We start from the raw sequence: 25,826 nt of genomic DNA on the forward strand, positions 1-25,826 counted from the left end.
CCAAGGCGAAAAGGATATCGCCCCAAGCCGTCCTCGACCAACACCGCCGTCCACGTCTCTCTTTCTTCCGTTCTCTCTTCAATTCTCAAAGAACCCGGCAAACCACAAAAGTCCGCCGCTCGGGTGACCAACCTGGCCAGCCACCCTTCAAGCATGCCAGAAGCAAACTCGAAAAAACTCGTCCGACACTCACAAGAGGCGCAAAACCGAGCCAGCCAGCCATCCCCTCCCAGATATCCCGGAAGAACACAACCGCTAACCCAACTTCCCGGCAAACCAACCAGACCGCCTCAGCCGTCCAACCCGTCCGCCCCGGCGCCACCGCCGTCGTCGATGAGCGGCTTATAGGGCGCACACGCCGCGGCGGTCAATACAAAAAATTCGACCATTCGGGAAAAAGTGCAAATCCGAAGCCCGAACAACAGCTTGCATCGTCGCCAGACCGTCAGACAGTCGTCACCGGGGCGTCTTGGGATCCGAGATCGGTGGGTTGCGGCTGCGGTCCTACCTGTATCCGTATCCCCTCTCTCCCCTCCCCCACAAAACACTTTTGTCGCCGCCTTTCTGCCTTGACGCTTCGTCTCATTCGCTGTCTGCTGTCTGACAACCTTGTCACGTCGGGGGATATATGGCGATTGAGGGGCTGGCACGGATGCCGTCCGCGAACCGGACGAAAGATGCGATCCAGATCGTCGCGGATCACATCTCGAAATCCGGACTGAAGCCGTCCGATCGACTTCCGACCGAGCATGAGTTTATGGGCGCCCTTGGCATCGGTCGGTCCACCGTTCGCGAGGTCATGCGGCATTTCCAGGCACTTGGCGTCGTCGAGACGCGGCGAGGCAGCGGCTCATTTCTACGCCGGAGCATTTCGGCCGCGACGGTTCATCTCCCCTTGTCCTTCGATCCCGGCCCGGTCCGTGACGGGCTCCTGCGGACGCTCGACGTTCGGCGCGGGCTGGAGGTAGAGGCCAGCATGTTGGCAGCAAACCGGGCGGAGCGCGCCGATATCGAGCGCATGCGGGAAACGCTGGAGGAGATGGAGCGCGTTCATCTGGAGAAGGGCACGGCAGGCCGCGAAGACCTGGCCTTTCATCTTTCCATCTACGACGCCACGCACAACCCCCTTTTCGGCCAGCTTCTCGAACAGATGCGGGAGGCGTTCGAGCTGTTCTTCGAGAAGCCGTTCGACCGACCGGACTTCGCGCGCCGATCCTTTCCGTACCACCGCGAACTTTTCGACGCGATCGCCGGGCGCGATCCCGCCAAAGCGCGCGAGAAGACCCTGAACATCCTCGCCATCGTCGAGGAAGACATCAAGGACATGTCCCAATGACCGACGGGATGGACTGGCTGGACCATGCGTCCGGCATCGTGGCTCACGATGCGCCCAACGCCTACGCGGCGGTGGTGCCGCCGATCGTGCAGACCTCGCTCTTCACCTTCGAGTCCTATGCCGAGATGGAAGCGGTCTATCGCGGCCTGAAGCAACGCCCAGCTTATTCCCGCGGGCTCAATCCGACGACGCGCATCTTCGAGGAGAAGGTGGCGGAACTTGAAGGGACGGAGGACGCTCTCTCGTTTGCGAGCGGCATGGCCGCGATCTCGTCCACCGTCTTGACCTTCGTATCGCTAGGCGAGCGGATTCTTGCGGTCCGCAACGTCTATCCCGACGCCTATCGCCTGTTCGAGACCTTCGCCAAGCGAATGGGGGTCCAGGTCGACTATATCGACGGGCTCGACGAGGTGGCGGTCGAGAAGGCGCTGCCGGGGGCGAAGCTCTTTTACATGGAAAGCCCGACCAGTTGGACGATGGAGGCGCATGACGTCGGTACTCTCGCCCGGCTCGCGCGCGATGCCGGTGTCATGACGGTGATCGACAACTCCTGGGCGTCGCCGGTCTTCCAGAACCCGATCGCGCTCGGCGTCGATCTCGTCCTCCATTCAGCCTCGAAATATCTCGGCGGACATAGCGATGTCGTGGCCGGCGTCGTGGCCGGCCCTGCCGCATTGATCAACCGGATCCGATCGGAGACTCACCCCTATCTCGGCGGCAAGCTCTCGCCGTTCGAGGGATGGCTGCTGATCCGCGGATTGCGGACTCTTCCGATCCGCATGAAGGCGCACGAAGCGTCGGGGCTCGAAGTGGCAAGGCGCCTGCGGGCGCATCAGGCCGTCGAGAGTGTGGCGCATCCCGGCCTCGCCAATGCGCTGCCCCAGGGTCTGCGCGGTACGTCGGGCCTCTTCTCCTTCGTCTTCAGGGAAGGCATCGACGTCGCGCGCTTTGCCGACGCGCTTTCGACCTTCTCGCTCGGCGTCAGCTGGGGCGGGCACGAGAGCCTCGTCGTGCCCGGCGCGATCGTTCGGGCTCAGGCCGCGCAGCCGAATTCCGCGGTCGCCTTCGGCATTCATCCGCGCTCCGTCCGCCTGCATGTCGGGCTCGAAGGCACGGAACGTCTCTGGAACGACATCGAGGCGGCCATCGACGCCGCGACGCTTTGAACCCCGACGACAACCAAGGAGGAATGGCATGATCAGGACGCTTCTCACCGCCACCATGCTGGCCGGCCTCTGCGCCAGCCCCGGACTGGCCCAGACCCTGAAGTTGACCGAGGTGATCACGAGCCCCGAGCGCACCGCGACGCTGCGCGAGATCGTCAAGGGCTTCGAGGCCGCCAATCCGGGCGTCACAGTCGAGATCACGTCGCTGCCCTGGGGAGAAGCGTTCGAGAAGTTCGCGACCACCGTGTCGGCCGGTGAGACGCCGGATGTCGTCGAGATGCCCGACACCTGGCTCGCGCTCTACGCCAAGAACGGCGCGCTCGAGAACCTCGAGCCGTACCTGAAGAACTGGCAGTACACGGGCGGCCTCAACGACCGCGCCCTCCAGTTCGGCCGCGCCGTCGACAACACCGCCTACATGCTGCCCTACGGCTTCTACCTGCGGGCGATGTTCTACAACAAGGATGTCTTCAAGGCGGCGGGCGTCGAGGCGCCACCGAAGACGCTGGACGAGTTCACGGCTGCCGCGGAGAAGATCAAGGCCGCCGGCAAGTCGGCCTATTGCCTGCGCGGCGGCCCCGGCGGACTGAACGGCTGGGTGATGTTCGGCGCGACGGCCAATGGCGACAATACGTTCTTCAAGGAGGACGGGACGTCGACCTTCTTCGAGCCGGGCTGGGTCAAGGGACTGACCTACGTGGTCGACATGTACAAGAACGGCTATGCGCCGAAGGACTCGATCAACTGGGGCTTCAACGAGATCGTGGCGGGCTTCTATTCCGGCACCTGCGCGATGCTCGATCAGGACCCGGACGCGCTGATCGCGATCGACGAGCATCTGAAGCCCGAGCAGTACGGCGTCGCGCCGATGCCGAAGGGCCCGGCCGGCAAGGCCTTCCCGACCATCGGCTATGCCGGCTGGTCGATGTTCGCGGCCAGCGAGAACAAGGATCTCGCGTGGAAGCTGATCGAGGCGCTCGAAGGGCCGGAGGGCAACCTCGCCTGGAACAAGCGGACCGGGGCGCTGCCCGTCCACAAGTCGGCCGAGCAGGATCCCTTCTACGCGCAGGACAAGTTCAAGGGCTGGTTCGAGGAACTGTCCGACCCGAATGTCGTGCCGACCGTCATGCCGACGGACCTCGAGGAGTTCGCCTTCTTCAAGGACTCGCTGGTGATCAAGACCAGCCAGGAGGCTCTTCTCGGCTCGATCACGCCGGACGATCTCGCCAAGCAGTGGGCCGAGTACCTGACGGCCGCCAAGAAGAAGCAGATGGGCAACTGAGCCCATCACGACGCGAAGGGGAGCGGCCCGGCCGCTTCCCATCCCCTTCCACGAAGCCGGCTTGGAGTTCATGACCGCCATCGGCCAGACAGGCATGCCGCCTGCCCCCCAGGTCCTGCGCCGAAGCTGGACCTACAGCCTGCAGCCCTACCTCTACGCGGCTCCGGCCGTGATCCTGATCGTCACGATCATGCTGGTGCCGCTCGTGGTCGGCGTCTCCTATGCGTTCCGCGACATTCGCCTGCTCAATCCGTTCAGCGGCGGCTTCGTCGGCTTCGGCCACTTCGTGAAACTAGCCTCGGACCAGAACTTCCGGCTGGCGCTCAGCAACACCGTCTTCTGGACGGGGACCTCCGTGGCGCTGCAGTTCGTCTTCGGCCTCATCCTGGCGCTTCTCCTCAACCGCCCGTTCGCCGGCCGGGGTCTCGCCCAGGCGCTGGTTTTTCTCCCTTGGGCGGTACCGAGCTTCCTGTCCGGGCTCGACTGGGCGTGGCTCTTCAACCCAGTCGTCGGCCCTATCCCGCACTGGCTGACGGCGCTCGGGCTGATGGAAACGCCCACCAACATCCTCGCCGATCCCGACCATGCGATGTGGGGACCGATCATCGCCAATGTCTGGTGGGGCATTCCGTTCTTCGCCATCACGCTCCTGGCCGCGCTGCAGTCCATCCCGAAGGACATCTACGAAGCCGCCGCGATCGACGGCGCCGGTGCGATCGAGCGCTTCCGCTCGATCACCCTTCCCTTCCTCGCGCCGACGATCGCGATCACGATCCTCCTGCGCACCGTCTGGATCGCGAACTTCGCCGACCTCATCGTCGTAATGACCAACGGCGGACCGGCGGACCGGACGCAGATCGTCGCGAGCTACATCTTCACGACCGCCTTCCGCCGCCTCGACTTCGGATACGCCTCGGCGATCGCTCTCGTGCTCCTGGTGCTCCTGATGATCTATTCGCTGCTCCTCGTGAGTCTGCGTCAGATGCTTCTGAACAGGTCCTGACCCATGGCCGCCGTCTCGCGCCGGCGCCTTGCCGGCACCATCGCCCATCGCACCGCGATCCTTCTCTACATCGTGGTCGCGCTGTTTCCGCTGTTCTGGCTCCTGAAGGTGTCGGTTACGCCCAACGCGCTTCTCTACAGCGAGGGCGTGCGCCTCTGGCCGTCGCGCACGAGCTTCGAGCATTTCGTGTTCGTGCTTCGCAACAGCGACTTTCCGCTGTTCTTCCGCAACTCGCTGATCGTTTCGCTGACGACCGCCGTCGTGGTGACGCTGATCGCGGCTGGCGCAGGTTACGCGATGTCGCGCTTTTCGTTTCGCGGCAAGCTCTGGCTGATCGGGTTGATGCTGGTGACGCAGATGTTCCCGCTCGTCATGCTGATCGCGCCGATCTTCCGGATGCTGGCGCCGATCGGCCTCACCAACAGCCTCACCGGCCTCATCATCGTCTATTCCGCGTTCAACGTGCCCTTTGCGGTGTTCCTGATGCAGTCGTTCTTCGACGCGATCCCGAAGGATCTCGATGAAGCCGCGATGATCGACGGGGCCAGCCGGTTCCAGGCATTCCGCGAGATCATCGTACCGCTGACCCTTCCCGGCATGGCGGCGACGCTCGGCTTCGTGTTCACCGCCGCCTGGAGCGAGCTTCTTTTCGCGCTGATGCTGATCTCGAAGACGGACGCCAGCACCTTCCCCGTCGGCCTCCTGTCCTTCGTCTCGAAGTTCGGCGTCAACTTCGGGCAGATGATGGCCGCCGGCGTCCTCGCGCTCATCCCGGCGCTCCTCTTCTTCCTCCTCATCCAGCGCTTCCTGGTGCAGGGGCTCACCGCCGGCGCGGTCAAAGGCTGAAGGATCAGACACACATGGCCACGATCGACCTCAACGCCGTCGAGAAATCCTTCGGTCCGATCCACGTCCTCCAGCCGGTCGACCTGTCGATCCGAAGCGGCGAGTTCGTCGTCCTCGTCGGCCCGTCCGGCTGCGGGAAGTCGACGCTGTTGCGCATGATCGCCGGTCTGGAGGAGGCGACGGCCGGCGACATCCTGATCGGGGGACGCCGCGTCAACGACATGGAGCCGAAGGACCGCAACATCGCGATGGTGTTCCAGTCCTACGCGCTCTACCCGCACATGAGCGTCGCGGGAAACATGAGCTATTCGCTGCGGCTTCGCAAAACCGCGAAGGAGCGTATCTCGGAGGTCGTGCGCGGAGCCGCCGAAACGCTCGGCCTGTCGAAGCTCGTCGACCGCAAGCCGCGGGCCCTCTCCGGCGGACAGCGCCAGCGCGTCGCGATGGGTCGGGCCATCGTCCGCCAGCCGCAGGCCTTCCTGTTCGACGAACCCCTGTCCAACCTCGATGCGCGCCTGCGCGAGCAGATGCGGGCCGAGATCAAGAAGCTGCACCAGCGCCTCGGCGCAACCTCGATCTACGTCACGCACGATCAGATCGAGGCGATGACGCTGGCGGACCGGATCGTCGCGCTCGACGCCGGTCGCATCCAGCAGATCGGCACCCCGCTCGATCTCTACCAGCGTCCCGCCAACCGCTTCGTCGCCGGCTTCATCGGCTCGCCCGCGATGAACTTCGTGTCCGGCCTCTATCGCAACGGCCTCCGACCGCATCTCGACGTCGGCCACGCCCAAATTCCGCTGGCGCCCCTCGGGCTGGCCGAAGGACGACCGGTCACGATCGGTATCCGGCCGGAGCATGTCGCCTTCGCGCCATCCGATGCGGTGGATGCCGTGGACTGCGCCGTGGAGCTCGTCGAGCCGACCGGGGTCGGTACGATCGTTCACCTGCGCTACGGCGAGGTCGCCATCAAGGCCTATCGGCCCGGCTACGGAGACTGGTCGGCCGGCGAGCGGTTGAGCGTGCTCCTGCCCGCCGAGCATCTTCATGTGTTCGACGACGAGACGGGCATTCGCCGCGAACACGCCTGACCGCGCAGCACAATCTTTTCATCACGAAAGCGTGCGACATGTAGCGGCGAAGACGGGTCGCACCTTCGGCCCCTGCCCTCCCCTCCGGGACGCGAGGCCCCCGCATGACCGTGGTCGCCGCCTATCTCTACCGCCACGGCAAGCGGGTCCGCGAGATCTCGATTCACGAGAAGGTGGACTGTCCGTCGGATCGGTCCGAGTTCGTCTGGATCGGCATCTGCGATCCGACGCATGAAGAGATGCAGGTCCTCAAGGAGCAGTACAATCTTCATCCCCTTGCGGTGGAAGATGCCGTCGACGCGCGGCAGCTGCCAAAGGTGGACGTGTATGGCAATCAGCTCTTCGTCGTCGCCAAGACGGCGGCGCTGGACGGCGACCGGATCGAATACGGGGAAACGGCGATCTTCCTGGGGCACAGCCACATCATCAGCGTGCGCCACGGTTCGGCCCGTTCGCACACGGCCCTGCGCCAGCACCTCGAGGCCGCGCCGACCCTTCTCATTCACGGCGTCGACTACGTCCTGCACGCCATTCTCGACTTTATCGTCGACGGATACCTGCCGATCGTGGAAGCGATCGAGGACAACGTGTTGACGATGGAGCAGCGCTCGCTCGACACGTTTCTCGGACGCGACGAGATCACCCGCATCTTCACGCTGCGCCGTCAGCTCGCCAAATTCCAGCGGGTGCTGGCTCCCATGGCCGAGGTCGCTGGAAAACTCGTCCGGCTGGATCTGCCCTGCATCGATCCGGAAACTCGGCCCTACTTCAGCGACGTGCTCGATCACGTCCGGCGCGTCCAGACGCTCGTCGACGGCCTCATCCAGATCGTCATTTCCGTCTTCGAGTTCAGCAATCTACTGGAGCAGCAGCGCACCGGCGCGATCACGCGCCAGCTGGCCGCATGGGCCGCCATCCTGGCCGTGCCGACCGCCATTGCGGGCATCTACGGCATGAATTTCGAATACATGCCCGAGCTGAAGTCGCACTACGGCTACTTCATCGTCCTCGGCGTGATCGTTGCCGCCTGCACCCTCCTTTACGTCCGCTTCCGTCAGGCGCGCTGGCTCTAGGCACATCAACCATATCGTCCGACTCTTCGGCCCTCGCACGACACCGCCACAATCGGCGCAGATGACGGTTGCATGACAACCACCCTCCTGCGTGCTGCCGCCTGGATCGCCCTTGCGGCGATCCTCTTCGTCACCGTTTCCCCGATTGGGTTGAGACCCCACGACGTCATGCCGGTCGACTTCGATCGGGCCCTCGCGTTCTGCAGCCTGACCGCGCTCTTCGTGATGGCCTACCCTCGGCACTCGATCGCGGTCGGTCTGGCCATCGTTGTTGGTGCGATCGCCATCGAATGGCTTCAGGAACTCTCGCCGACACGGCATGCAAGGTTCGACGATGCGCTCGTGAAGGCCTGCGGGGCGCTCGTTGGGCTGTTTCTCGGTCGCCTCCTACTGCTCGGCCACGCGCGACTGCGGGACAACGAACGCGGAACCGGATCAAATGGACGAATGATCAAACCGACAGCCAGAAAACCAAAAGCCCCAGCCAAATGATCGCTGAGAGAACCAAGCCGACGAGGAGCCCTCGAGCCGGTCTCATTTCATTCCGAGGGCGCTCGCGATCAGCACCCTTGTAGTCGATGCGTTTCGGGGCGATCCCCGCTTCGATCTTCATGACGCTTCTCCCACCCGATGTAACTAGGAGTTGCGAAAGAAATGTCCAATCGGTTGCAGCAATCAGCCATCAACGACGAACCGTTCGGGTCGTCGGCCGTTCGCGCTGCCGCAACCGATGGGTCGTGCGATCTTCCTTTCTTCTTCCGCCAAGAGCACAGGCAGCCTTCCACGCCACGCCCTGCGCGTTGACAGGTAGAAAGGTGACGAGCGCACGGGACAAGTTGTCACCCCTCCGTGCTGTCGAGGCGGAAAAAGCGTTTTAGGTCAGAAGCGTACGGTACGCCGCTACATATGGAGCATTGCTGTCCCTTCCCCCATAACCTGATCCCCAAGCTGTACGTTCAAGCCGGCCATGACGCCCGGAACGCGCTGTTGTCTGGAGGAAGCGCCAAGCCGATGTCGGTCATACCGCAGTCCCGCATCCGCAATCGTCTGCTCTCAGTCGTCGGGGCCGAGACCTATGCGAGGATCGCTCCGCACCTGACGCCTGTCGAACTGTCGGTGCGTGAACTTCTGGTTGAGCCGCAAGCTGAGATTCTCGAGGTGCATTTTCTGGAAGCCGGTCTGGCGTCCATGGTCGCGACCAGCCGGGACGGCAAGGAAGAGATCGAAGTCGGACATATCGGCCCCGAGGGCATGACCGGGTTCTGCCTCCTTCACGGCGTCGGGCAGACGCCGCATCGCACCTTCATGCAGACGGCCGGCGCCTCTCTGCGCATATCGGCGCATGCGCTGCTCGTACTGGTGGCAGAGGACGAGGCCCTGCGCCAGCTCCTGCTGCGCTACATCCATTGCTACGAGGTCCAGCTTTCGCATTCGGCGCTTGCCAATGGGCGATACAACATCAACGAGCGGCTGGCGCGTTGGCTTCTCATGTCCCAGGATCGCTTGGAAACCGACGATCTTCCGCTGACGCACGAGTTCCTGGCGCTCATGCTGGGGGTGCGACGGTCGGGCGTGACGAATGAGATTCATGTGCTGGAAGGCGCCCGCCTCATCAAGGCGAGGCGCGGCCGCATCCACATTCTCGATCGTATGGGTCTCGAAGCGATTGCCGCCGGCTGCTACGGCATTCCGGAAGAGGAATATAGGCGCTTGATCCAAGCGCCTGCCGAGAGGATGGGCCTCCTCTACTCCCCGGGCTGACCGGCTCGCGGATCAGCCGCCGAGAGCGCCGAACACGGCTTCGAGGTCGGCTTCCCCGCTACCCAGCGCGACCGCCAGCAGAATGCGCGCCTTGGTACCGCTGAGGTCCCCCGCAAAGATCGCGCCGGCCCGCTGGAGATCGCGACCGCCGCCGTTTCCGTAGACCGGCTTCACGCGCCCCTCCGGACAACGGGAGGTCACGATGACCGGGATGCCGGAGGCGATGATCTCGGCGGCCGCGCTGGTCACGATCGGCGGCGTGTTTCCGCGCCCGAAACCTTCCAGCACGATGGCCCGGGCGCCGTCTCCCGCGACGAAACGCAGGAGCCTGTCCGAGCTTCCCATCGCCATGCGGACGAGTTCGACACGCGTTTCGATGTCGGTCGGCGCGAACGTACGCCGCAACGTCGGGCGTCGGTGGACGCGCACGATCGTCCCGTCGACCTCGCCGAGCTTCCCGTGCTCCCCCGAACGGAAGGTGTCGGTTCGCGCCGTATGGGTCTTCGTGACATCGCGGGCGGCATGAAAGTCGCCCTCGAACAGGATCATGGATCCGAGTCCAACCGCGTCGGGGCATGCGGCCAGGCGCACGGCATCGGCGATGTTGCGCGGCCCGTCCGTATCCGGCGCGTCGGCGCTCCGCTGTGCCCCGGTGAAGACGACCGGCTTGGGCGAGGCGACGACGAGGTCGGCGAGGAACGCGCTCTCTTCCATCGTGTCGGTCCCATGCGTGACCACGACGCCGTCACAGGCCGGATCGGCGAGATGCTGGTCGATCCGCCTCGCGAGGGCGAATGCCAGCGGCAGATCGATCGAGAACGAATTGACGCTGCAGAAGTCGTCGACCGCGATCTCGATCCCCTCCAGCTTGTCATGGAGGCCGGCGCGCAACGCATCGCCGCGTACGGACGCCACGACGTCGGCATCGGCCGCAGCCGTCTCGGCCCGCGAGGCGATCGTCCCACCGGTGGTCACGAGTTGGATGCGCGGCATGACGGGTCCCTTGTTCGAGAGCCCGCCACGATCAGCGCAGGGACGGGAGCCTGGGCAGAAGAATCGTGGCGAGGCCGAGGAGCGGCAGATAGGAGACCGTGCGATACACGAACTCGATGCCCGCCGTATCGGCGAAATCGCCGAGGAAGGCCGCGCCGAGCCCTCCGGCCCCGAAGGCGAACCCGAAGAACATGCCGGCCACGAGCCCGACACGGCCCGGCAGGAGTTCCTGTGCGAAGACGACGATCGCTGGGAACGCGGAGGCGAGCACGAAGCCGATGATGACCGTCAGCACGGCGGTCAGCGGCAGATTTGCGTAAGGGAGCAGCAGGGCGAAGGGGATGACGCCGAGGATCGAGAACCAGATCACGAAGCGCGCACCGTAGCGGTCGCCGATGGGACCGCCGAGGAACGTTCCGGCGGCCGCCGCGCCGAGGAACAGGAACAGCATCAGCTGCGCCTCGCGCACCGTCAGCGCAAATCGATCGATGACGTAGAACGTGTAGTAGCTGGAGAAGCTCGCCATATAGACGTTCTTGGTCGCCGTCAGGAGAACGAGGATCGCCACCGCCCACAGCACGGTGTTGCGGGGCAGCGGCAGGGCGCGGCTCACCGGCGGCCGTCCGATCTGCGCGCGGCGATGACCCGCATACCAGTTCCCCGCCCAGGTCAGGATGGCGATGCCGAGGAATGCGATGCCGGCGAACCATGCGATACTGTGCTGGCCAAAGGGCAGCACGATGAACGCCGCGAGCAGCGGCCCGAGTGCGGTTCCCGCATTGCCGCCGAGCTGGAACAGCGACTGCGCAAACCCGTGGCGCCCGCCGGACGCGGCCCGCGCGACGCGCGAAGCTTCTGGATGAAACACCGCGGAGCCGAACCCGATGAGGCTGGCGGCCAGAAGCAGCATCGGGAAACTGCCCGCCGAGGACAGGAGCAGGAGACCACACAGGGTCGACCCCATGCCGACCGGCAGCGCGTAGGACATGGGCCAGCGATCGGTGACGACGCCGACGCCCGGCTGCAGCAGCGAAGCCGTGATCTGGAACGTCATCGTCAGCAGCCCGATCTGCACGAAGTCGAGCGCGTAGTTCTCTTTGAGGAGCGGATACAACGATGCGAGCAGCGACTGCATCACGTCGTTCAGCATGTGGCATCCGCTCATCGCGAAGAGAACGGACAGGGTCGTCTTCTCGCGCAGCGACGTCGAGGAGGCAGCGATGGTCGACATGTGAACGAACCCCGGTCCGTGGCCACGTGCTTGCCGTCCGAGCCCTGATCGATAAGGACTACGAACGGTTCTGCGCTGCCTGTATCACGCCGGCCGGCCGCCTGTCGCGGGTCCTTTTCAGCGGTTTCCGGTCGTCGGCGAGGCCCCTGTGGAAACCGTACCGCCAGTGGTCGAGGTCGGACGCTCGCCATCGCGGCTCGAGAAGAACATGAAGAACAGGACTGATACCACGATGACCGCAGTGATCACGGCCCACAGCGAGCCGCGCTTGCGGTTTGAAGGCTTGTCGAACTGAGCCAAGCACCGATCCCTTCGGCTTGCTTCCATCGTCGAACCATATGGGGCACCCGCATTCGATGTCGCTGCTTCGAGCGAGATCGGGAGCGCCTTTGCACATCGTGCGTTGCTCTCGGATACGATCGCGGAGGTTTTCCATGCAGCCGAACGAACACAAGGCGAAGCCAGCGAATACAGAGGCCGAGGAGGCGCGTCAGATCGAAGCGCAGTTCGCAGGTCTCGACAACGATCTCGTTGAAGTGGAAGCGCAGGACGGCAAGCCTGAACCGCGCGATCCCATCCTTAGCGATGAGGATGTCGACGAAACCAGCGCAGGCGGGCTCCAATATCCGCCCGGCGTTACCACCAGCGAACCGGAGCGCCGGAGATGAGCGTCGAGGAAAGCATCCGCCAGGCGATCGTCGGCGAGCTACAGCGTCAGGCCGAAGTCGGTGATGGGCGTCTGATGGTCGAGGAGACCGAGACAGGCGTGATCCTGAACGGGCCGGTCGATCTCGACGAACTCATCATGGTGGTGGTGGGTTCAGTCGCTGGCGGTCCCTGAACGATTGATCTTTTAGGGACTGGCAACGGCGTGTTCGTATCGGATGACGGCTCTTCGCGACCGCTCCGCGTTTGACTATGAAGGGTCCACCAAGACGGGAATCCGGACCGATGGCCTTCAAGACACCGCACGAGACCGCAGCCGAAGCCAGGATCGCGAAAGCCGGCTGGAAGCGCGACAAGAAGACGAACCTCTGGAAGTGCTTCCGCGAGCCGGATCGCGGCAAGACCTTTTCGGGGACGGCCGTCGAACTCGCCCGCATCCTCGACGACAAGGCTGCCGCCAACCCTTGATCACCGATCGAACGACGGGTCAGGCCGCCCGTCGCGCTCGGCCAGGACGACGCCGAGGTCCGGCTGGCGCCAGCCTTCCCGCCTCGACGGCCATTGCGGGTTGCGATCCTTGTCTATCACGGCTGCCCGCACGCCCTCGTAGAAGTCGTCGACTTCGAGACAGAAGCAGGCGGCCCGAAACTCGCGGATGAGACAGGCTTCCAAGGTTTTGCTGGCTTCGCCGGCCGCCAGGAGCTGGTGCGTCAATGCCATGGACCACGGCGATCGGCCCTGCATCGTTGCAAGCGTCCGTTGGGCGAAGTCTCCATGCACGGGATCGGACTTCATGTCCGCGAGCGCCGTTTCGATTTCCGACAAGTCCTCCCTTCCGAACGCCTCGGCGATCGCGGTCCCATGATGATCGAGAAGCGGCGCTCCGATCTGGTCGGCTTCGCCTTCGATCAAGGCGGCAACGGTGGCGTGGTCCATCCCCGGCTGAAGCCTCGTCAGCTGGGCTCTTAAGTCCGCCAGTCGATTGGACGGGATGCAGCAATCGAAAAGGCCTGCCTCGATCGCATCCCCTGCCCCGATCGGCTCTCCCGTCAGGGCGAGATAGCGGCCGAACGCCCCTTCGAGGCGGGACAGGACGAAGGTCGCACCGACATCGGGGAGGAAACCGATCCCGACTTCGGGCATGGCAAACCGCACGCGTTCCGTGGCCACGCGGTGCCGAAGGTGCATGGCCAGCCCGGCGCCCCCCCCCATGACGATGCCATCGGTGAGCGCGACTACAGGCTTGCTGGCGCCTGCGAGCCGCGCCAGCAACTCGTATTCCTCGCGCCAGAAGGCTTCCGCCACCCCATCTCGAGCGCGACCGCTTGCCACGACGGCGCGAATATCGCCGCCCGCGCAGAAGGCACGCTCGCCCTCTCCCTCGAGGATGACGAGCGCGACGGCGGGATCGTCGAGGAACATCTCGAGCGCCCTTCGCATGGAACGCACCATGCCGAGATCGAGCGCGTTGAGCGCCTTCGGCCGGTTGAGGCGTATCACGCCCGCGCCACCCTCGCGGTGGGCGATCACCGTATCCTCTTCGTTCCCCATCGCTCCGCCTCCTCCCTTCGTGCGCTTCCACGTTGCCGTGGAAAACCCGGACTGTCACGGCGAACTCGCCCTTCGCGATGCAACCGGTGCGTCGGTCGCGCGTAATCCCATCACGAATGACGTGAACGGGATATCAGAGATGAGCACGACGCTGGACGAGGATCGGGTTCGCCAGAAGGCGCACGAAATCTGGGAATCGGAAGGTCGGCCAGAGGGACGCGCAGCGTCGCATTGGCTTCAGGCTCGCGAGATCGTCGCGCTGAAGGACAGTTTCGGGTCCACCCTGACGCCTGTCGAGGAGACGCTCGAGGACGAGCCGGAGCCTGCCGTCGCCTTCGAGAACCAGGGCGAGTTTCCCGAACTGACCGACATCGGCGAAGGCGCGCGAGGCCCGAGCTGGCAGGCTGCACGCGAGACCACGGGCGCGAACGACGCCGACAAGGATCCCGACAACACGGTGCCCTCGCAGGGCACGCGCCCCTGAAGCAAAAGAAGGAGCACACGTTCATGGCCAAAGATTTTCCCGAGCAGCGCATGCCGAACGACCGGCAGCGCAGCGAATTTGCCGAGACCTCAGACATCAGCGAAGCCGATCGCGCCCTTCTCGAGTCCGCCACGGCGGAAGCGATGCGCGATCCGGAGGACCGCGCGCCCGATCCGTTGCTGGATGACGAGGCGACGCACGCCGACATTCGCGCCGAGCCGCGCAGCGAGATCACGGCGCCCATGCCGGGCACCGGCTACGACGAAACGGAGGATGGCCTCGCCGACCAGGACGAAGCCGTGCGCCAGCAGGCCGAAGATCGCGTTGCGGGAAGCCCCGAGGAACTCGACTTCAAGGCCTGACCCTTAGCCATCGCGGCGCTGGCCTCTGGCGACGATGCGCAGGGCATCGTCCGGCAGGGGCCGCTGCAGCGAACGGGCTTCGGGCCATGGTGCTTCCATCCATGCCTCCATCTCGGATGGCGTGGTAAGGATGACAGGCATGGCTTTCGGATGGATCGGACTGACGACCGCATTGGCCGTGGTCGTCAGGAACCCGAACGCGTCCACCGTCACCTCGCCCTCTGCCTTGCGGCGAGTGCTGGTCCAGGTCGTCCAGACTCCGGCGAAAGCCAGCGTCGGTCGGTCCTCTGACGCGGCGAACCAGGTCGGGACCTTCGACCCGTCGTCCAAGGTTTCGTATTCGCAGAACGCGTTGAACGGGACGAGGCAGCGATGGGCAGGCGCCAGCCAGCGACGCCAGTGCGGGCTGTCCGCGTTGCGGATGTTGGTGACGCCGGGATCGGTCGACCGGCCTTTCAATGCGAACTGCGGCGAGGGCATGCCCCAGCGGGCCATGGCGAGTTCGCGCTGACCGTCCGACACCCGGACGATCGGTGCGCTGTGGTCGGGGAAGACCGCGGGCATCGTCGCGAGATTTCCCAGCCGATCCCGTGTCGCCCGGGCAAAATCCCGCATGGCGGACTGCGTCGTCGTTATCGAATACAGGTTGCACATCCGTCGTCCCCTTCCAGCCGCGGACTTGCCAACAAACGGCAGGGCGTGGTCCAAGCCCCAAAACTAGCCGGCGATCGCAATGGGACCATCCCCGACCATCGCCGCCCCGCATCCAGGTTCGATCGATCCCATGCATCAGGACGGGTTGCCTCCCCTTCGCCGCCGACTGGCCTTCGGCACGATCGCCATGGCGCTCTTCGTTGCCGTGCTCGACGGCACGGTCGCCAATGTCGCGCTACCACCCATCACGCAGGATCTCGGCGTTTCGCCAGTCGAGGCGATCTGGGTGGTCAACGGCTATCAGCTGGCGGTCACCGTTCTGCTCCTGCCGCTTGCGCGCCTTGGCGAGATCCTCGGGTATAGACGCGTCTACCTGACGGGCCTCGGCATCTTCACCCTCGCCTCGCTCGTCTGTGCGCTGTCCCGCTCGCTGGACATGCTGATCGCCGCTCGCGTGCTCCAGGGCATCGGGGCTGCCGGCATCATGAGCGTCAACATCGCCCTAGTCCGCTTCATCTTCCCGGCTTCGCGGCTGGGACGCGCTGTCGGGCGGGTCGCGATCGTGGTCGGCGTGTCCTCGGCGGCCGGCCCGTCGCTGGCGGGCGCGATCCTGTCGGTCGCCTCCTGGCCGGCCCTGTTCCTGATCAACGTTCCGGTCGGTCTCCTGGCGCTTCTCGCGGGGTCGCGAACCCTGCCCGACACGCCGAAGTCGGGTCAGGCCTTCGATCTCAAGAGTGCCGTGATGAGCGCCCTGACTTTCGGCATGCTGATCTCGGGCGTGAACGGGATCGGCCATTCCGAAGGCCTCGTGCTTTCGCTCGCGCTGATCGCAGGCGGGCTGATCGTCGGAACCGTGTTCGTGCGCAAGCAGCTGAAGATCGCCGAGCCGATCCTGCCGGTGGATCTGCTTCGGCGTCCCATCTTCGCCTTGTCCGCCGCCACATCGGTCTGTTCCTTCGGCGCACAGGGCATCGCGTTCGTGTCCCTACCCTTCCTGCTGCATGACCAGCTCGGCCGCTCTCCCGCCGAGACCGGGCTGCTGCTGACCCCTTGGCCCATTGCGACGGCGATCGCCGCTGCAATCTCCGGGCGTCTGGCCGATCGCTTCAATCCCGGCCGCCTGAGCGCCATCGGTCTGGTGCTGTTCTCCGCCGGCCTCCTGGCTCTCGTGCTCGTTCCATCGACACCGGGCGACGCCGATCTCGTCTGGCGGCTGGCGTTGGCGGGTTTCGGCTTCGGTCTCTTCCAGACACCCAACAACAAGATCCTGATCACCAGCGCCCCGCGCGAGCGCAGCGGTGGGGCGAGCGGCATCCAGTCCACCGCGAGGCTAGTGGGTCAGTCGCTTGGGGTGGCCCTGGTGGCGGTGATGTTCGGCCTCGTACCCAGCCATCCGCTGACGTCGGCCCTGCTTCTGGCCGCAGCCCTGGCAGCCGCCGGTATCGTGCCTTCCCTCCTTCGTCGCTACGAGGCGCCGAAGACGGCTCCGTCCGCAAAGACGCTGCACGCCGAGGAGACGGCGGCCGGCGGCTGATCCGCCGTTGGCAATTCCTTATGGCCTCCGGTGGCAGAGCTTGTCGGACGGGACTGCGCGGAGGCCGCCATGAACATCGCGATCGTCGGCTGCGGGTTCGTCGCCGACTACTACATGACGACGCTTCCCAATCATCCGGACCTGAAGCTCGTCGGTACCTACGATCGCGACGAGTGGGCGGCCAAGCGGTTCGCGGCCTTCCACGGCACGCCTATCTACCCGACGCTGGAAGATCTTCTGGCTGATCCGACGATCGAGCTGGTCGTCAACCTCACGAACCCGGCCAGCCATTTCGCGATCTCGAAAGCCTGCCTCGAAGCCGGCCGGCATGTCTATTCCGAGAAACCTTTGGCGATGGAGATCGGCGAGGCCGAGGAACTCGTCGAACTGGCAAGAGCCAGGAGTCTGCAGATCGCCTCCGCGCCCTGCTCGGTGCTGGGCGAAGCCGCGCAGACTGCCCGGCGCACCATCGAGGACGGCACGGTCGGCGACGTCCGTCTGGTCTACGCCGAGATGGAGGACTCGATGGTCTTCCGCGAGAACTACCGGACCTGGCGAAGCCTGTCGGGTGCGCCGTGGCCGGCCGAGGACGAGTTCGCCGTCGGCTGCACACTCGAGCACGCCGGCTACTATCTCACCTGGCTTTGCGAGTTCTTCGGGCCCGTGGAGGAGATGACGGCGTTTTCCGCCAAGCTGTTCCCCGACAAGGGCACGCAGCAATCGCCGGACGAGATCGCGAACGACTTCTCGGTTGCCTGTCTTCGATTTCGCTCCGGCGTCGTCGCGCGGCTCACCTGCGGCCTGGCCGCCCCAAGCGACCGGTCGATGCACATCGTCGGCACCGGCGGCGTCCTTTCGGTGACGGACGGCTGGAACGCGCGCTCGTCCCTCTACCTGCGCGATCCCGCCGGCCACTGGCGGCCGCGCGCCGGCATCTTCGGCAAGGTACTGCGGCGGCTGGAACGCGGGCGACCGATCAAGCACTGGTTCGGGCGCCGGCTCAGCGTGCCGCGCAGCGGCGCCGTGGTGCCGGAAACCTCGTCGCGCATGGACTTCATGCGTGGGCCCGCACTGATGGCGCAGGCGATCCGAAGCGGCACGCGCCCACCGCTGGCCGACGCCTTCGCGCTTCACGTCACGGAGCTGTCGATCGTGGCGCAGGACACGAAGGGCTATCCGATGCCGTATCGGCCCCGCTCTACCTTCTGACGCGCCTTCGTTCCGCCCGAAGGGCTTGCGCAGGTCGACATTGCGGCTAGGTTCGCTCCCACGCGTCGACGGCGAGCCCGTCCAGAACGGACCATCATGCAGAGCACGTCACGCCCCATCGCGATCCTCGCCAGCGACTCGCCCGAGGCCACGGAGGCCGCCGAGCGTCTCGCCGCACTCTACCGAACCGTCGAGCCGGAGGACGCAGAGGTCATCGTCGCGCTCGGTGGCGACGGCTTCATGCTGCAGGTGCTCCACCGCTTCATGGATACCGGCAAGCCGATCTACGGGATGAACAAGGGCACCGTCGGCTTCCTGATGAACGAGTTCCGGGAGGACGGCCTCTCTGAACGTCTCGATCGCGCCAGCGAGACGGTGATCCATCCCTTGGAGATGACCGCCGTCGACGGTGATGGCCTCCCCCACTCGGCGCTGGCGATCAACGAGGTGGCCCTCTTCCGTCAGTCCTATCAGGCGGCGCGGCTGAAGATCAGTATCGACGGCAAGACGCGCCTCGAAGAGCTCGTCTGCGACGGCGTGCTCGTCGCGACGCCCACGGGCTCGACCGCCTACAATCTGTCGGCTCAGGGACCCATCCTGCCGATCAGCGCGCCGCTCCTCGCACTGACCCCCGTCAGCGCGTTTCGGCCGCGGCGGTGGCGCGGAGCGCTCCTGTCGCGGCATCAGGTCGTCGATGTCGAAGTGCTGGAAGCGCAGAAGCGGCCCGTCAACGCGGTGGCCGATCATCGCGAGGTCAAGTCGGTCCAGTCGATCCGCATCCGCGAATCGGCGAACCTGCGAAGCCTCACCCTGTTCGATGCCGAGCATTCGTGGGACGAGCGGATCCTCGCCGAACAGTTCCGCTACTGATCTCAGGCCGCGAGATAGCGCTCGGCCCGACGCCGCGCCGCGCCCTGCTGCACCTCGCAGGACATGCGATGCAGAAGGCGGCCGAGCTCTTCGCCTTCGCCCGCGCGCTCGGTCTTGCGGAAGGCGATCGTCACGCGGTCCATCACGGTGGACGCAACGTCGGCGGAATCGAACCGGTCGTCGGCCGCCATGTCCTTCCAGACACGCACCGCCGACAGGAGGAGCGGCACCACGGTCTTCGGCAGTCCGGCGGCTGAAGCGAGCGCGGCAAAGGCGGGCTCTCTCGCTTCGGCGATGATCGACCGGACGCGCGCCTCCGGCAGATTGGTCAGTCGGGCGAGGGATGCAGCGAAGAGGTCGATCCGCCCCATGCAGACCGCGCGCACGAGCACGGCGGCGTTGAGCTGGCTCGTTCCGCGCAACTGCTCGACGAAGGCCGTCATTTCGTCGGCCTTGATCGTATCGATCAGCGACGCCGTCGCCTGCTCCTGAACTTCCTCGCGCAGCCGCGACGCTCGCGACAGCCCGACGACGTTGGCGACGAGCGGCGACGAGCAGAGCGCGTCGCCAAGCTGGGACAGCAGCGCATGGCGCGGCCCAGCCGGCAGGTCGCTTCGCTGGAGGAGCGCGTAGCGGAGCTCACCGACGTCGGCCGCCATGTCGACAAGACGCGTCATCGCCGCCTCGTCGAGAGTCGCGCCCTGGTTCCTTGCAAGTTCGAGGCACGCCACTGGCTCGCCGACCGAGACGATCACGCCCGCCACGCCGACCGACACGTCCGCGCGCCGCGCGATGGCGACGCCAAGCCCCAACCGCCCCGCCCGCACGAGTTCGCAGAGATCGTCGTCGGTCAGCATCGGCGACAGGAGGACCACCGGCAGCGCCACGTCGTCGATGTCGGTCGAAAGCATACGGACGAGCTGGCGCGACACCGTCGAGGCATCCGCGATGCCGTCCGCGATGGCACGGCGCACACGCGGTGACGCGTCCTCCGCTGCGATCACCAGTGCCGCTTCCGCCTCGCGAAGGTCGTTTGGCAGGAACTTCCGGTTCACCACCGCGTCCGCAAGCATTTCCACGGCTGCGCAGCGTTCGGCAGCCGTCGCGGTTTCGCACCAGAAGACGAATTGCTGTGCCAGCATGGACCCAAGACTCGCATCATATTCGATGCGGGCCATGGTGACCTTCAAAGCTTTAAGAAAGCGTTCACCACGCTCGCTCGCAGTTGCTTAACCCTGCGGGACCGCGTCCGCTCGCGTCGGACGCCGAAGCTCGAAGGCGTCGTCGGTCGAGGCGAAGTCGAGATAGCCGAGGCGCGACAGAGGCCGGGCGAGATCGAGCGCGATCCGCCCGTCCCGCAGGATGCGTTCGTCGATGTGAATCCCGACGACCTGACCGATCACCATCACCGCGTCGCTGTCGTTGCCGTCGAGCCCGACCGGTCGGAACCACTGGGTCAGTCGGCATTCCAGCGCGGCGGGCGCTTCGGCGACGCGCGGCGCGGCGACGAGCCGGCAGGGCGCCTCGGTCAAACCCGTCAAGGCGAACTCGCTGACGCCCGCTTCGGCCGGCGCGGACGATCGGTTGACCTGTTCGGCGAGATCGCGCGTGGCGAGGTTGACGACGAACTCGCCGGTCGCGATCGCATGGCTCGCCGAATGCTTCATGCCGGTCGACGAGAACATGACGAGCTTCGGCTTGTCGGACAGGGCATTGAAGAAGCTGTAGGGCGCAAGATTGGTCGTGCCGTCCGGGGCGCGCGTCGAGATCCAGCCGATTGGGCGCGGCGCGACGATCGCCTTGAACGGGTCGTGCGGAAGACCGTGGTCGTTGGTGGCGGTTTCGTAGAACATCAGGCGACCACCGGCATCGGAGCATCGGACACCACAGCCGACAGGTCCGGCCTCGGACGGTCGCTCGGCACCTCGGACGGCGTGCCGACATAGACGAAGCCGACGACCTTCTCCTCCGCCGCGACGCCCATCAGCCGTTTGGCCTCCTCGTCGTAGGCGACCCATTCGGTGATCCAGTTCGCGGCGAAGCCGCGGGCGTGCGCGGCGTGGATGAGGTTCATGGTCGCGGCGCCGGCCGAGAGGACCTGCTCCCATTCCGGAATCTTGAAGTGAGGCTTGGCGGTGGAAACGACGCCGATCACGAGCGGCGCCCGCGTGAAACGTGCTTCCTCGTAGGCGCGCCGCGCTTCGCTCAGAGGTCCTTCGCGCGTCTCCGCAAGGTCCGCCAAGGCCTTTCCGAGCGCCGGGGCCGCCACCCCTCTGAAAAGAATGAAGCGCCAGGGCGCCAGCTTTCCATGGTCTGGCACGCGCGACGCGGCGGTCAGAATTTCGTTGAGCTCCGCCTCGGAGGGACCGGGTTCCCGGAGCGCTGGAATGGAGACCGAGCGGCGCGTGGCCAGCAGTGTCTTGGCGTCGATCATCGAACGAATCCTCGTGAAGCCTGGACGTGGTGCTATCCGAGATCGGGACGCCGGCCAACCGGACCACTTGCCGCCGTCTTGCGAACCTGCCTTGAAATGACCGGAGAGATGGCCTTGAACAGGCATCCAAGTGGCAGGCCTATGGAGGTTGAAGGTTGATCAAGCGCGCATCCGGCATCGCCTTGTCCCTCGCCGCTCTCCTCGCCCCACAGGGACCGGCCGGCGCGCAGGACGCCCCTCCGGGTCCGGGCGGGCCCGATCAGCCCGGCGCCTATGCCTCTCCCTCCGCCATTCCGCAGGATGTGCGCAGCCGCGATATCGGCGTCCCGCCGTCGGTCGGATTGCGCAAGCTCGAGCCGATCGCCCTGCCCGAACGTCCGGATGCCGGCCTCGGCACCAGTCTTGAACTGCCCAATCTCCCCGCCTTCGCACCCCAGCCCCCGCCGCAGCTCGACATCGTGCGTCCGAAGAAGAGCCTGCGCCTCAAGGCGACGCTTGGGAAGAACGGCCCGGAGATCCCGTCCGACCTCGTCTGGCGGCTGTTCGCCCCGGTGCCGGGACCCGATGGCAAGCTGCCGGTCGTCGCCATGGCAAAGGGCTCGCAGGCCGTGTTCGACGTGCCCGCCGGCAACTATCTCCTGCATGTCGGGTTCGGGCGCGCAGGCGTGACGAAGCGCGTCGATTTCTCGGGCGAGGAAACGCACGAAACGGTGGCGCTCGACGCAGGCGGGCTGCGGCTGCACGCGGAAATCCTTGACGGCGGAAAGCTGCCGGACGACAAGTTGACCTTCGATGTCTATTCGGGCGGGGGCGACGGCCGCGAGCGCCGGCTCCTCGCGCCGGGCGTCGGCCCCGGCAGCGTCCTGCGACTGAACGCCGGGGATTACCACGTGATCTCGCGCTACGGTTCGGTGAACGCCGTGGCGCGCGCCGACATCCGCGTGGAGGCGGGCAAGATCACCGACGCGACGCTGCATCACCGCGCGGCCGAAGTGACGATGAAGCTGGTGCGCGAGAAGGGTGGCGAGGCCTTGGCCGACACGGCGTGGTCGGTCACCTCGGACCAGGGCGACATCATCCGCGAGAGCGTCGGCGCCTTTGCGTCGATGGTGCTGACGGAAGGCGATTACGTGCTCGTCGCCCGCAACAAGGACCGCATCTTCCAGCGCCAGATCGCCGTGCATCCTGGAGAGAACGAGGAGGTCGAGGTCCTGACCAGCGACCTCGTCGATCCCAACAGTCCGGAAGTCGGCACCGGCGACTAGGGAAGCCCCCAGCCGCCGGCAGAATCGGCTGACGTCAGGCGGCCGCGCGCGGGAGAAGGTCCGGCGCGACGGCTTCGTCGCGAAGGAGCGTCAGCGCGTCGGCAAGGCTCATCGCCTCCTGGTCGCGCGAGCCGAGGCGGCGAAGGTTCACCGAGCGCTCCTCGGCCTCGCGCTTGCCGCAGACGAGGATCACCGGGACCTTGGCGAGCGAATGCTCGCGGACCTTGTAGTTGATCTTCTCGTTGCGCACGTCGATGTCGACACGCATCCCGGCAGCCTTCAGCTCCTCGGCGACCGAGCGGGCGTAATCGTCCGCCTCCGACGTGATCGTCGCGACGACGACCTGCGTCGGCGCGAGCCAGAGCGGGAAGTGGCCCGCGAAGTTCTCGATCAGTATGCCGAGGAAGCGCTCCAGCGAGCCGCAGATGGCGCGGTGGATCATCACCGGCGGCACCTTGTCGGAGTTGCTGTCGATGTAGAACGCGCCGAACCGCTCGGGTAGGTTGAAGTCGACCTGCGTCGTGCCGCACTGCCATTCGCGACCGATCGCGTCCTTCAGCGTGTACTCGAACTTCGGCCCATAGAAGGCGCCCTCGCCCTCGTTGATGCCAGTCTTGATCCGCCCGCCGGACTGCGCCTCGATCGTCTTCAGGACATCGCGCATGACGCTTTCCGCGCGGTCCCACATCTCGTCTGTGCCGACACGCTTCTCCGGCCGCGTCGAGAGCTTGACCACGATCTCCTCGAAACCGAAGTCGCGATAGACCGAGAGGATCAGATCGTTGATCTTCAGGCACTCGGCTTCCATTTGCTCGTCGGTGCAGAAGATGTGGGCGTCGTCCTGCGTGAAGCCACGCACCCGCATCAGCCCGTGCATGGCGCCCGACGGCTCGTAGCGATGCACCGTGCCGAACTCGGCATAACGGATCGGCAGTTCGCGATACGACTTCAGGCCGTGCTTGAAGATCATCACATGGCCGGGGCAGTTCATCGGCTTCAGCGCGAAGACGCGCTTGTCCTCCGCCTCGTCGCCGGCCGACTGCACCTGGAACATGTTCTCGCGGTACCAGCCCCAGTGGCCGGAGGTCTCCCACAGCGACTTGTCGAGCACCTGCGGCGCATTCACTTCGGCGTAGTCGCCCTTCAGGCGACGGCGCATGTAGGCGACGAGGTCCTGGAACAGCGACCAGCCCTTGGGGTGCCAGAACACGACGCCCGGCCCCTCTTCCTGAAAGTGGAAGAGGTCCATCTCGCGGCCGAGCCGTCGATGGTCGCGCTTCTCGGCTTCCTCCAGCATGTGGAGATAAGATTTCAGCTGCTCGGGCGTCGCCCAGGCCGTGCCGTAGATGCGCGTCAGCATCGGGTTGTTACTGTCGCCGCGCCAGTAGGCGCCCGCGACCTTCATCAGCTTGAACGCCTCGCCGATCTGGCCGGTCGAGGCCATATGCGGGCCGCGGCAGAGGTCGAACCACTCGCCCTGACGATAGATCTTGAGGTCCTGACCTTCCGGGATCGCGTCGACCAGCTGGACCTTGTAGGTCTCGCCCTTCTCGCCGAACACGCGGCGCGCTTCCTCGCGCGACCAGACTTCCTTGGTGAAGGGCGCGTTGCGGCGGATGATCTCCGCCATCTTCTTCTCGATCACCGGCAGGTCGTCCGGCGTGAACGGCGTGTCCTTGGCGAAGTCGTAGTAGAAGCCGTTCTCGATCACCGGGCCGATCGTCACCTGCGTGCCCGGCCAGATTTCCTGAACCGCCTCGGCCAGCACGTGAGCCGTGTCGTGGCGGATGAGTTCGAGCGCCCGCGGATCGTCGCGCGTCAGGATCTCCAGCCTGCCGGCGCGTCCGACCGGGTCGGACAGGTCGCGGACCTCGCCGTCCAGCGCGTAGGCGATCGCCTTCTTGGCCAGCGACTTCGAAATGCCGGCGGCGATGTCAGCGCCTGTGGCGGAGGGCTCATAGGAGCGGACGGACTGGTCGGGGAAGGTCAGGTCGATCATGGCAGTGTCCTCGGATGCTCACCCCCGCCAACGATTGCGGGAAAGCTGGATCGATGGGGGCGCCCGGCCCCTCGCGAAGTCGCGACTTCTATCACCGCCCGCCACCGGCGCAAGCGCGCGGAAACCGACGAGGTCAGCGTCCCGCAGGCTTGTCGTCGCCCGGCACCGGGTCGAGCCCGCCCGATCCGAACGGTCCGCAGCGGCCGACCCGCCGAGCCGCCAGCCAGCCGCCCCGCCACAGGCCATGGCGCGCGACAGCCTCGTAGGCGTATTCGGAACAGGTCGGGATATGCCGGCAATGCCCGCCGACGAGGGGCGAGAACGTCACTTGATAAAGGCGAACGAGGCCAACGCCGAGAAGGCGGCCGGGCGTCCGCCGCCAGGGCCCCTTATAATTACGAGAAAGGCCGCGATGCCGCTCGCCGCTCAAGCCGCGACGCCGATTTTCGCCTCGGCCTTTTCGAGCGCTTCGACGACCGCATCGAAGGTCAGCATGGTCGACGCGTGCCGCGCCTTGTGCTCGCGGACGGGCTCGAGATAACGCAATTCGTCGAAGCGCCCCTCCGGCGGAGGGCCGCCGGCCTTCAGCATGTTCTGCATCGCCTCGCGCACCTCGCGCAGTTCCGCTGGCGTCGCGCCGACGATGTGGCGGGCCATGACCGACGAGGACGCCTGCCCCAGTGCACAGGCGCGGACCTCGTGGGCGAAATCGGAGACGACCCCGTCGGTCAGTTTCAGATCGACCGTCACGGTCGAGCCGCAGAGCTTGGAATGCGCCCTAGCCGAGCCATCCGGCGCATCAAGGCGACCGATCCGGGGAATATTGCCGGCGAGATCGAGAATTCGGTCGTTGTAGAGATCGTCGATCATGGCATGTTCCGTGGACGCTGCGTCGCGAAACGATGATGCTGTGAAGCACCGCTCGGACCGACTATATAGGTGGGGCAGCGTGGCGTCGGTAGACGCTCAGGCGCTGCACCCGATCCGCCCGCTTGACGGAACTGGTATACTATAAC

28 protein-coding genes and 1 pseudogene are annotated in these 25,826 nt (G+C 65.6%); 18 read left to right on the forward strand and 11 right to left on the reverse strand.

The genetic code is table 11. The features are described 5' to 3' along the window. Positions 1–652: 652 nt before the first annotated feature. The 9 genes and pseudogenes from BM175_RS19140 (at position 653) to BM175_RS19180 (ending at position 9,558) form a co-directional block, all read left to right on the forward strand. Entirely contained in the window at positions 653–1,336 is a 684-nt protein-coding gene (locus tag BM175_RS19140; protein ID WP_244546084.1) for a FadR/GntR family transcriptional regulator, read from the forward strand. Continuing rightward, on the forward strand, positions 1,333–2,502 hold the full coding sequence (locus BM175_RS19145) for a PLP-dependent transferase (RefSeq protein WP_090965937.1): 1,170 nt from the start codon (positions 1,333–1,335) through the stop codon (positions 2,500–2,502). The genes BM175_RS19140 and BM175_RS19145 overlap by 4 nt, the downstream gene beginning before the upstream one ends. A gap of 31 nt (positions 2,503–2,533) precedes the next feature. Further along, positions 2,534–3,784 carry an ABC transporter substrate-binding protein gene (locus tag BM175_RS19150; RefSeq protein ID WP_090966024.1) on the forward strand — a complete coding sequence of 417 codons (1,251 nt, stop codon included), beginning with the start codon at positions 2,534–2,536 and terminating at the stop codon, positions 3,782–3,784. Positions 3,785–3,926: 142 nt separating this feature from the next. After that, positions 3,927–4,787, forward strand: a pseudogene (locus BM175_RS19155) (carbohydrate ABC transporter permease); the annotation flags it as partial. A gap of 3 nt (positions 4,788–4,790) precedes the next feature. Beyond that, entirely contained in the window at positions 4,791–5,633 is an 843-nt protein-coding gene (locus tag BM175_RS19160) for a carbohydrate ABC transporter permease (RefSeq protein ID WP_090965938.1), read from the forward strand. Positions 5,634–5,647: 14 nt separating this feature from the next. Further along, complete coding sequence (locus BM175_RS19165) at positions 5,648–6,724, forward strand: ABC transporter ATP-binding protein (protein ID WP_090965939.1); 1,077 nt, start codon at positions 5,648–5,650, stop codon at positions 6,722–6,724. A gap of 104 nt (positions 6,725–6,828) precedes the next feature. Next, positions 6,829–7,797, forward strand: coding sequence for a magnesium and cobalt transport protein CorA (locus BM175_RS19170; RefSeq protein ID WP_090965941.1), 969 nt, complete (start codon positions 6,829–6,831; stop codon positions 7,795–7,797). Between the two features lie 72 nt (positions 7,798–7,869). Then, positions 7,870–8,289, forward strand: a complete 420-nt coding sequence (locus tag BM175_RS19175) for a VanZ family protein (protein WP_244546085.1) — start codon at positions 7,870–7,872, stop codon at positions 8,287–8,289. A gap of 357 nt (positions 8,290–8,646) precedes the next feature. Further along, entirely contained in the window at positions 8,647–9,558 is a 912-nt protein-coding gene (locus BM175_RS19180; RefSeq protein WP_342029310.1) for a Crp/Fnr family transcriptional regulator, read from the forward strand. Positions 9,559–9,570: 12 nt separating this feature from the next. Here BM175_RS19180 and BM175_RS19185 read toward each other — a convergent pair whose 3' ends face one another. From BM175_RS19185 to BM175_RS19195, 3 genes are all read right to left on the reverse strand, one after another. Next, entirely contained in the window at positions 9,571–10,551 is a 981-nt protein-coding gene (locus BM175_RS19185) for an asparaginase (protein ID WP_090965945.1), read from the reverse strand. A 31-nt stretch (positions 10,552–10,582) separates the two neighbouring features. Next, positions 10,583–11,782 carry an MFS transporter gene (locus BM175_RS19190; RefSeq protein ID WP_090965947.1) on the reverse strand — a complete coding sequence of 400 codons (1,200 nt, stop codon included), beginning with the start codon at positions 11,780–11,782 and terminating at the stop codon, positions 10,583–10,585. A gap of 117 nt (positions 11,783–11,899) precedes the next feature. Further along, entirely contained in the window at positions 11,900–12,082 is a 183-nt protein-coding gene (locus BM175_RS19195; RefSeq protein ID WP_090965949.1) for a hypothetical protein, read from the reverse strand. A 134-nt stretch (positions 12,083–12,216) separates the two neighbouring features. Between BM175_RS19195 and BM175_RS19200 the strand changes: the two genes are divergently transcribed. The 3 genes from BM175_RS19200 (at position 12,217) to BM175_RS19210 (ending at position 12,916) form a co-directional block, all read left to right on the forward strand. Continuing rightward, complete coding sequence (locus tag BM175_RS19200) at positions 12,217–12,450, forward strand: hypothetical protein (protein WP_090965951.1); 234 nt, start codon at positions 12,217–12,219, stop codon at positions 12,448–12,450. Next, on the forward strand, positions 12,447–12,623 hold the full coding sequence (locus tag BM175_RS22825) for a hypothetical protein (RefSeq protein ID WP_090965953.1): 177 nt from the start codon (positions 12,447–12,449) through the stop codon (positions 12,621–12,623). The genes BM175_RS19200 and BM175_RS22825 overlap by 4 nt, the downstream gene beginning before the upstream one ends. Positions 12,624–12,733: 110 nt before the next feature. Continuing rightward, on the forward strand, positions 12,734–12,916 hold the full coding sequence (locus tag BM175_RS19210) for a hypothetical protein (protein WP_090965955.1): 183 nt from the start codon (positions 12,734–12,736) through the stop codon (positions 12,914–12,916). Here the strand turns inward: BM175_RS19210 and BM175_RS19215 are convergent, their stop codons facing one another. Continuing rightward, positions 12,917–13,999, reverse strand: coding sequence for an enoyl-CoA hydratase/isomerase family protein (locus BM175_RS19215; RefSeq protein WP_090965957.1), 1,083 nt, complete (start codon positions 13,997–13,999; stop codon positions 12,917–12,919). Positions 14,000–14,138: 139 nt separating this feature from the next. Here BM175_RS19215 and BM175_RS19220 point away from each other — a divergent pair, with 139 nt between their 5' ends. Together BM175_RS19220 and BM175_RS19225 are read left to right on the forward strand one after the other, a co-directional pair. Then, positions 14,139–14,483 (forward strand): DUF2934 domain-containing protein, encoded by a 345-nt coding sequence (locus tag BM175_RS19220; protein WP_090965959.1) that lies wholly within the window; start codon positions 14,139–14,141, stop codon positions 14,481–14,483. A 23-nt stretch (positions 14,484–14,506) separates the two neighbouring features. Further along, the gene (locus tag BM175_RS19225) at positions 14,507–14,845 is read left to right on the forward strand and encodes a hypothetical protein (protein ID WP_090965961.1); all 339 of its coding nucleotides are present in this window, start codon (positions 14,507–14,509) and stop codon (positions 14,843–14,845) included. A 3-nt stretch (positions 14,846–14,848) separates the two neighbouring features. Here BM175_RS19225 and BM175_RS19230 read toward each other — a convergent pair whose 3' ends face one another. Then, positions 14,849–15,499, reverse strand: a complete 651-nt coding sequence (locus BM175_RS19230; RefSeq protein ID WP_090965963.1) for an SOS response-associated peptidase — start codon at positions 15,497–15,499, stop codon at positions 14,849–14,851. Positions 15,500–15,578: 79 nt separating this feature from the next. Between BM175_RS19230 and BM175_RS19235 the strand changes: the two genes are divergently transcribed. The 3 genes from BM175_RS19235 (at position 15,579) to BM175_RS19245 (ending at position 19,112) form a co-directional block, all read left to right on the forward strand. Further along, complete coding sequence (locus BM175_RS19235; protein ID WP_425285295.1) at positions 15,579–17,033, forward strand: MFS transporter; 1,455 nt, start codon at positions 15,579–15,581, stop codon at positions 17,031–17,033. Positions 17,034–17,102: 69 nt separating this feature from the next. After that, positions 17,103–18,242, forward strand: a complete 1,140-nt coding sequence (locus tag BM175_RS19240) for a Gfo/Idh/MocA family protein (protein WP_090965967.1) — start codon at positions 17,103–17,105, stop codon at positions 18,240–18,242. 96 nt (positions 18,243–18,338) lie between these two features. After that, positions 18,339–19,112: an NAD kinase gene (locus BM175_RS19245; protein ID WP_090965969.1), complete on the forward strand. Its 774-nt coding sequence runs from the start codon at positions 18,339–18,341 to the stop codon at positions 19,110–19,112. A gap of 2 nt (positions 19,113–19,114) precedes the next feature. On the opposite strand, the gene BM175_RS19250 is transcribed toward BM175_RS19245, so the two are convergent. Genes BM175_RS19250 through BM175_RS19260 form a run of 3 tightly spaced genes read right to left on the reverse strand, consistent with a single transcriptional unit; the run spans position 19,115 to position 21,546 of the window. Further along, positions 19,115–20,290 (reverse strand): DUF2336 domain-containing protein, encoded by a 1,176-nt coding sequence (locus BM175_RS19250; protein WP_090965970.1) that lies wholly within the window; start codon positions 20,288–20,290, stop codon positions 19,115–19,117. Between the two features lie 51 nt (positions 20,291–20,341). Beyond that, entirely contained in the window at positions 20,342–20,965 is a 624-nt protein-coding gene (locus BM175_RS19255) for a flavin reductase family protein (RefSeq protein ID WP_090965971.1), read from the reverse strand. Then, positions 20,965–21,546, reverse strand: a complete 582-nt coding sequence (locus BM175_RS19260) for a nitroreductase family protein (RefSeq protein WP_090965973.1) — start codon at positions 21,544–21,546, stop codon at positions 20,965–20,967. The genes BM175_RS19255 and BM175_RS19260 overlap by 1 nt, the downstream gene beginning before the upstream one ends. 155 nt (positions 21,547–21,701) lie before the next feature. On the opposite strand from BM175_RS19260, the gene BM175_RS19265 reads away from it, so the two are divergent. Beyond that, the gene (locus tag BM175_RS19265) at positions 21,702–22,811 is read left to right on the forward strand and encodes a hypothetical protein (protein WP_090965975.1); all 1,110 of its coding nucleotides are present in this window, start codon (positions 21,702–21,704) and stop codon (positions 22,809–22,811) included. A gap of 34 nt (positions 22,812–22,845) precedes the next feature. Here BM175_RS19265 and thrS read toward each other — a convergent pair whose 3' ends face one another. The 3 genes from thrS to BM175_RS19280 all read right to left on the reverse strand — a co-directional run bounded on the left by thrS (position 22,846) and on the right by BM175_RS19280 (position 25,680). Then, positions 22,846–24,810, reverse strand: coding sequence for a threonine--tRNA ligase (gene thrS / locus BM175_RS19270; RefSeq protein WP_090965977.1), 1,965 nt, complete (start codon positions 24,808–24,810; stop codon positions 22,846–22,848). A gap of 133 nt (positions 24,811–24,943) precedes the next feature. Further along, positions 24,944–25,240: a membrane protein insertion efficiency factor YidD gene (yidD, locus tag BM175_RS19275; RefSeq protein WP_090965979.1), complete on the reverse strand. Its 297-nt coding sequence runs from the start codon at positions 25,238–25,240 to the stop codon at positions 24,944–24,946. After that, positions 25,237–25,680 carry an iron-sulfur cluster assembly scaffold protein gene (locus BM175_RS19280; RefSeq protein ID WP_090965981.1) on the reverse strand — a complete coding sequence of 148 codons (444 nt, stop codon included), beginning with the start codon at positions 25,678–25,680 and terminating at the stop codon, positions 25,237–25,239. Before BM175_RS19280 ends, yidD begins: the two co-directional genes overlap by 4 nt. Positions 25,681–25,826: the final 146 nt, after the last annotated feature.

This window comes from Aureimonas phyllosphaerae (assembly GCF_900113065.1).
Lineage (GTDB): Bacteria > Pseudomonadota > Alphaproteobacteria > Rhizobiales > Rhizobiaceae > Aureimonas > Aureimonas phyllosphaerae.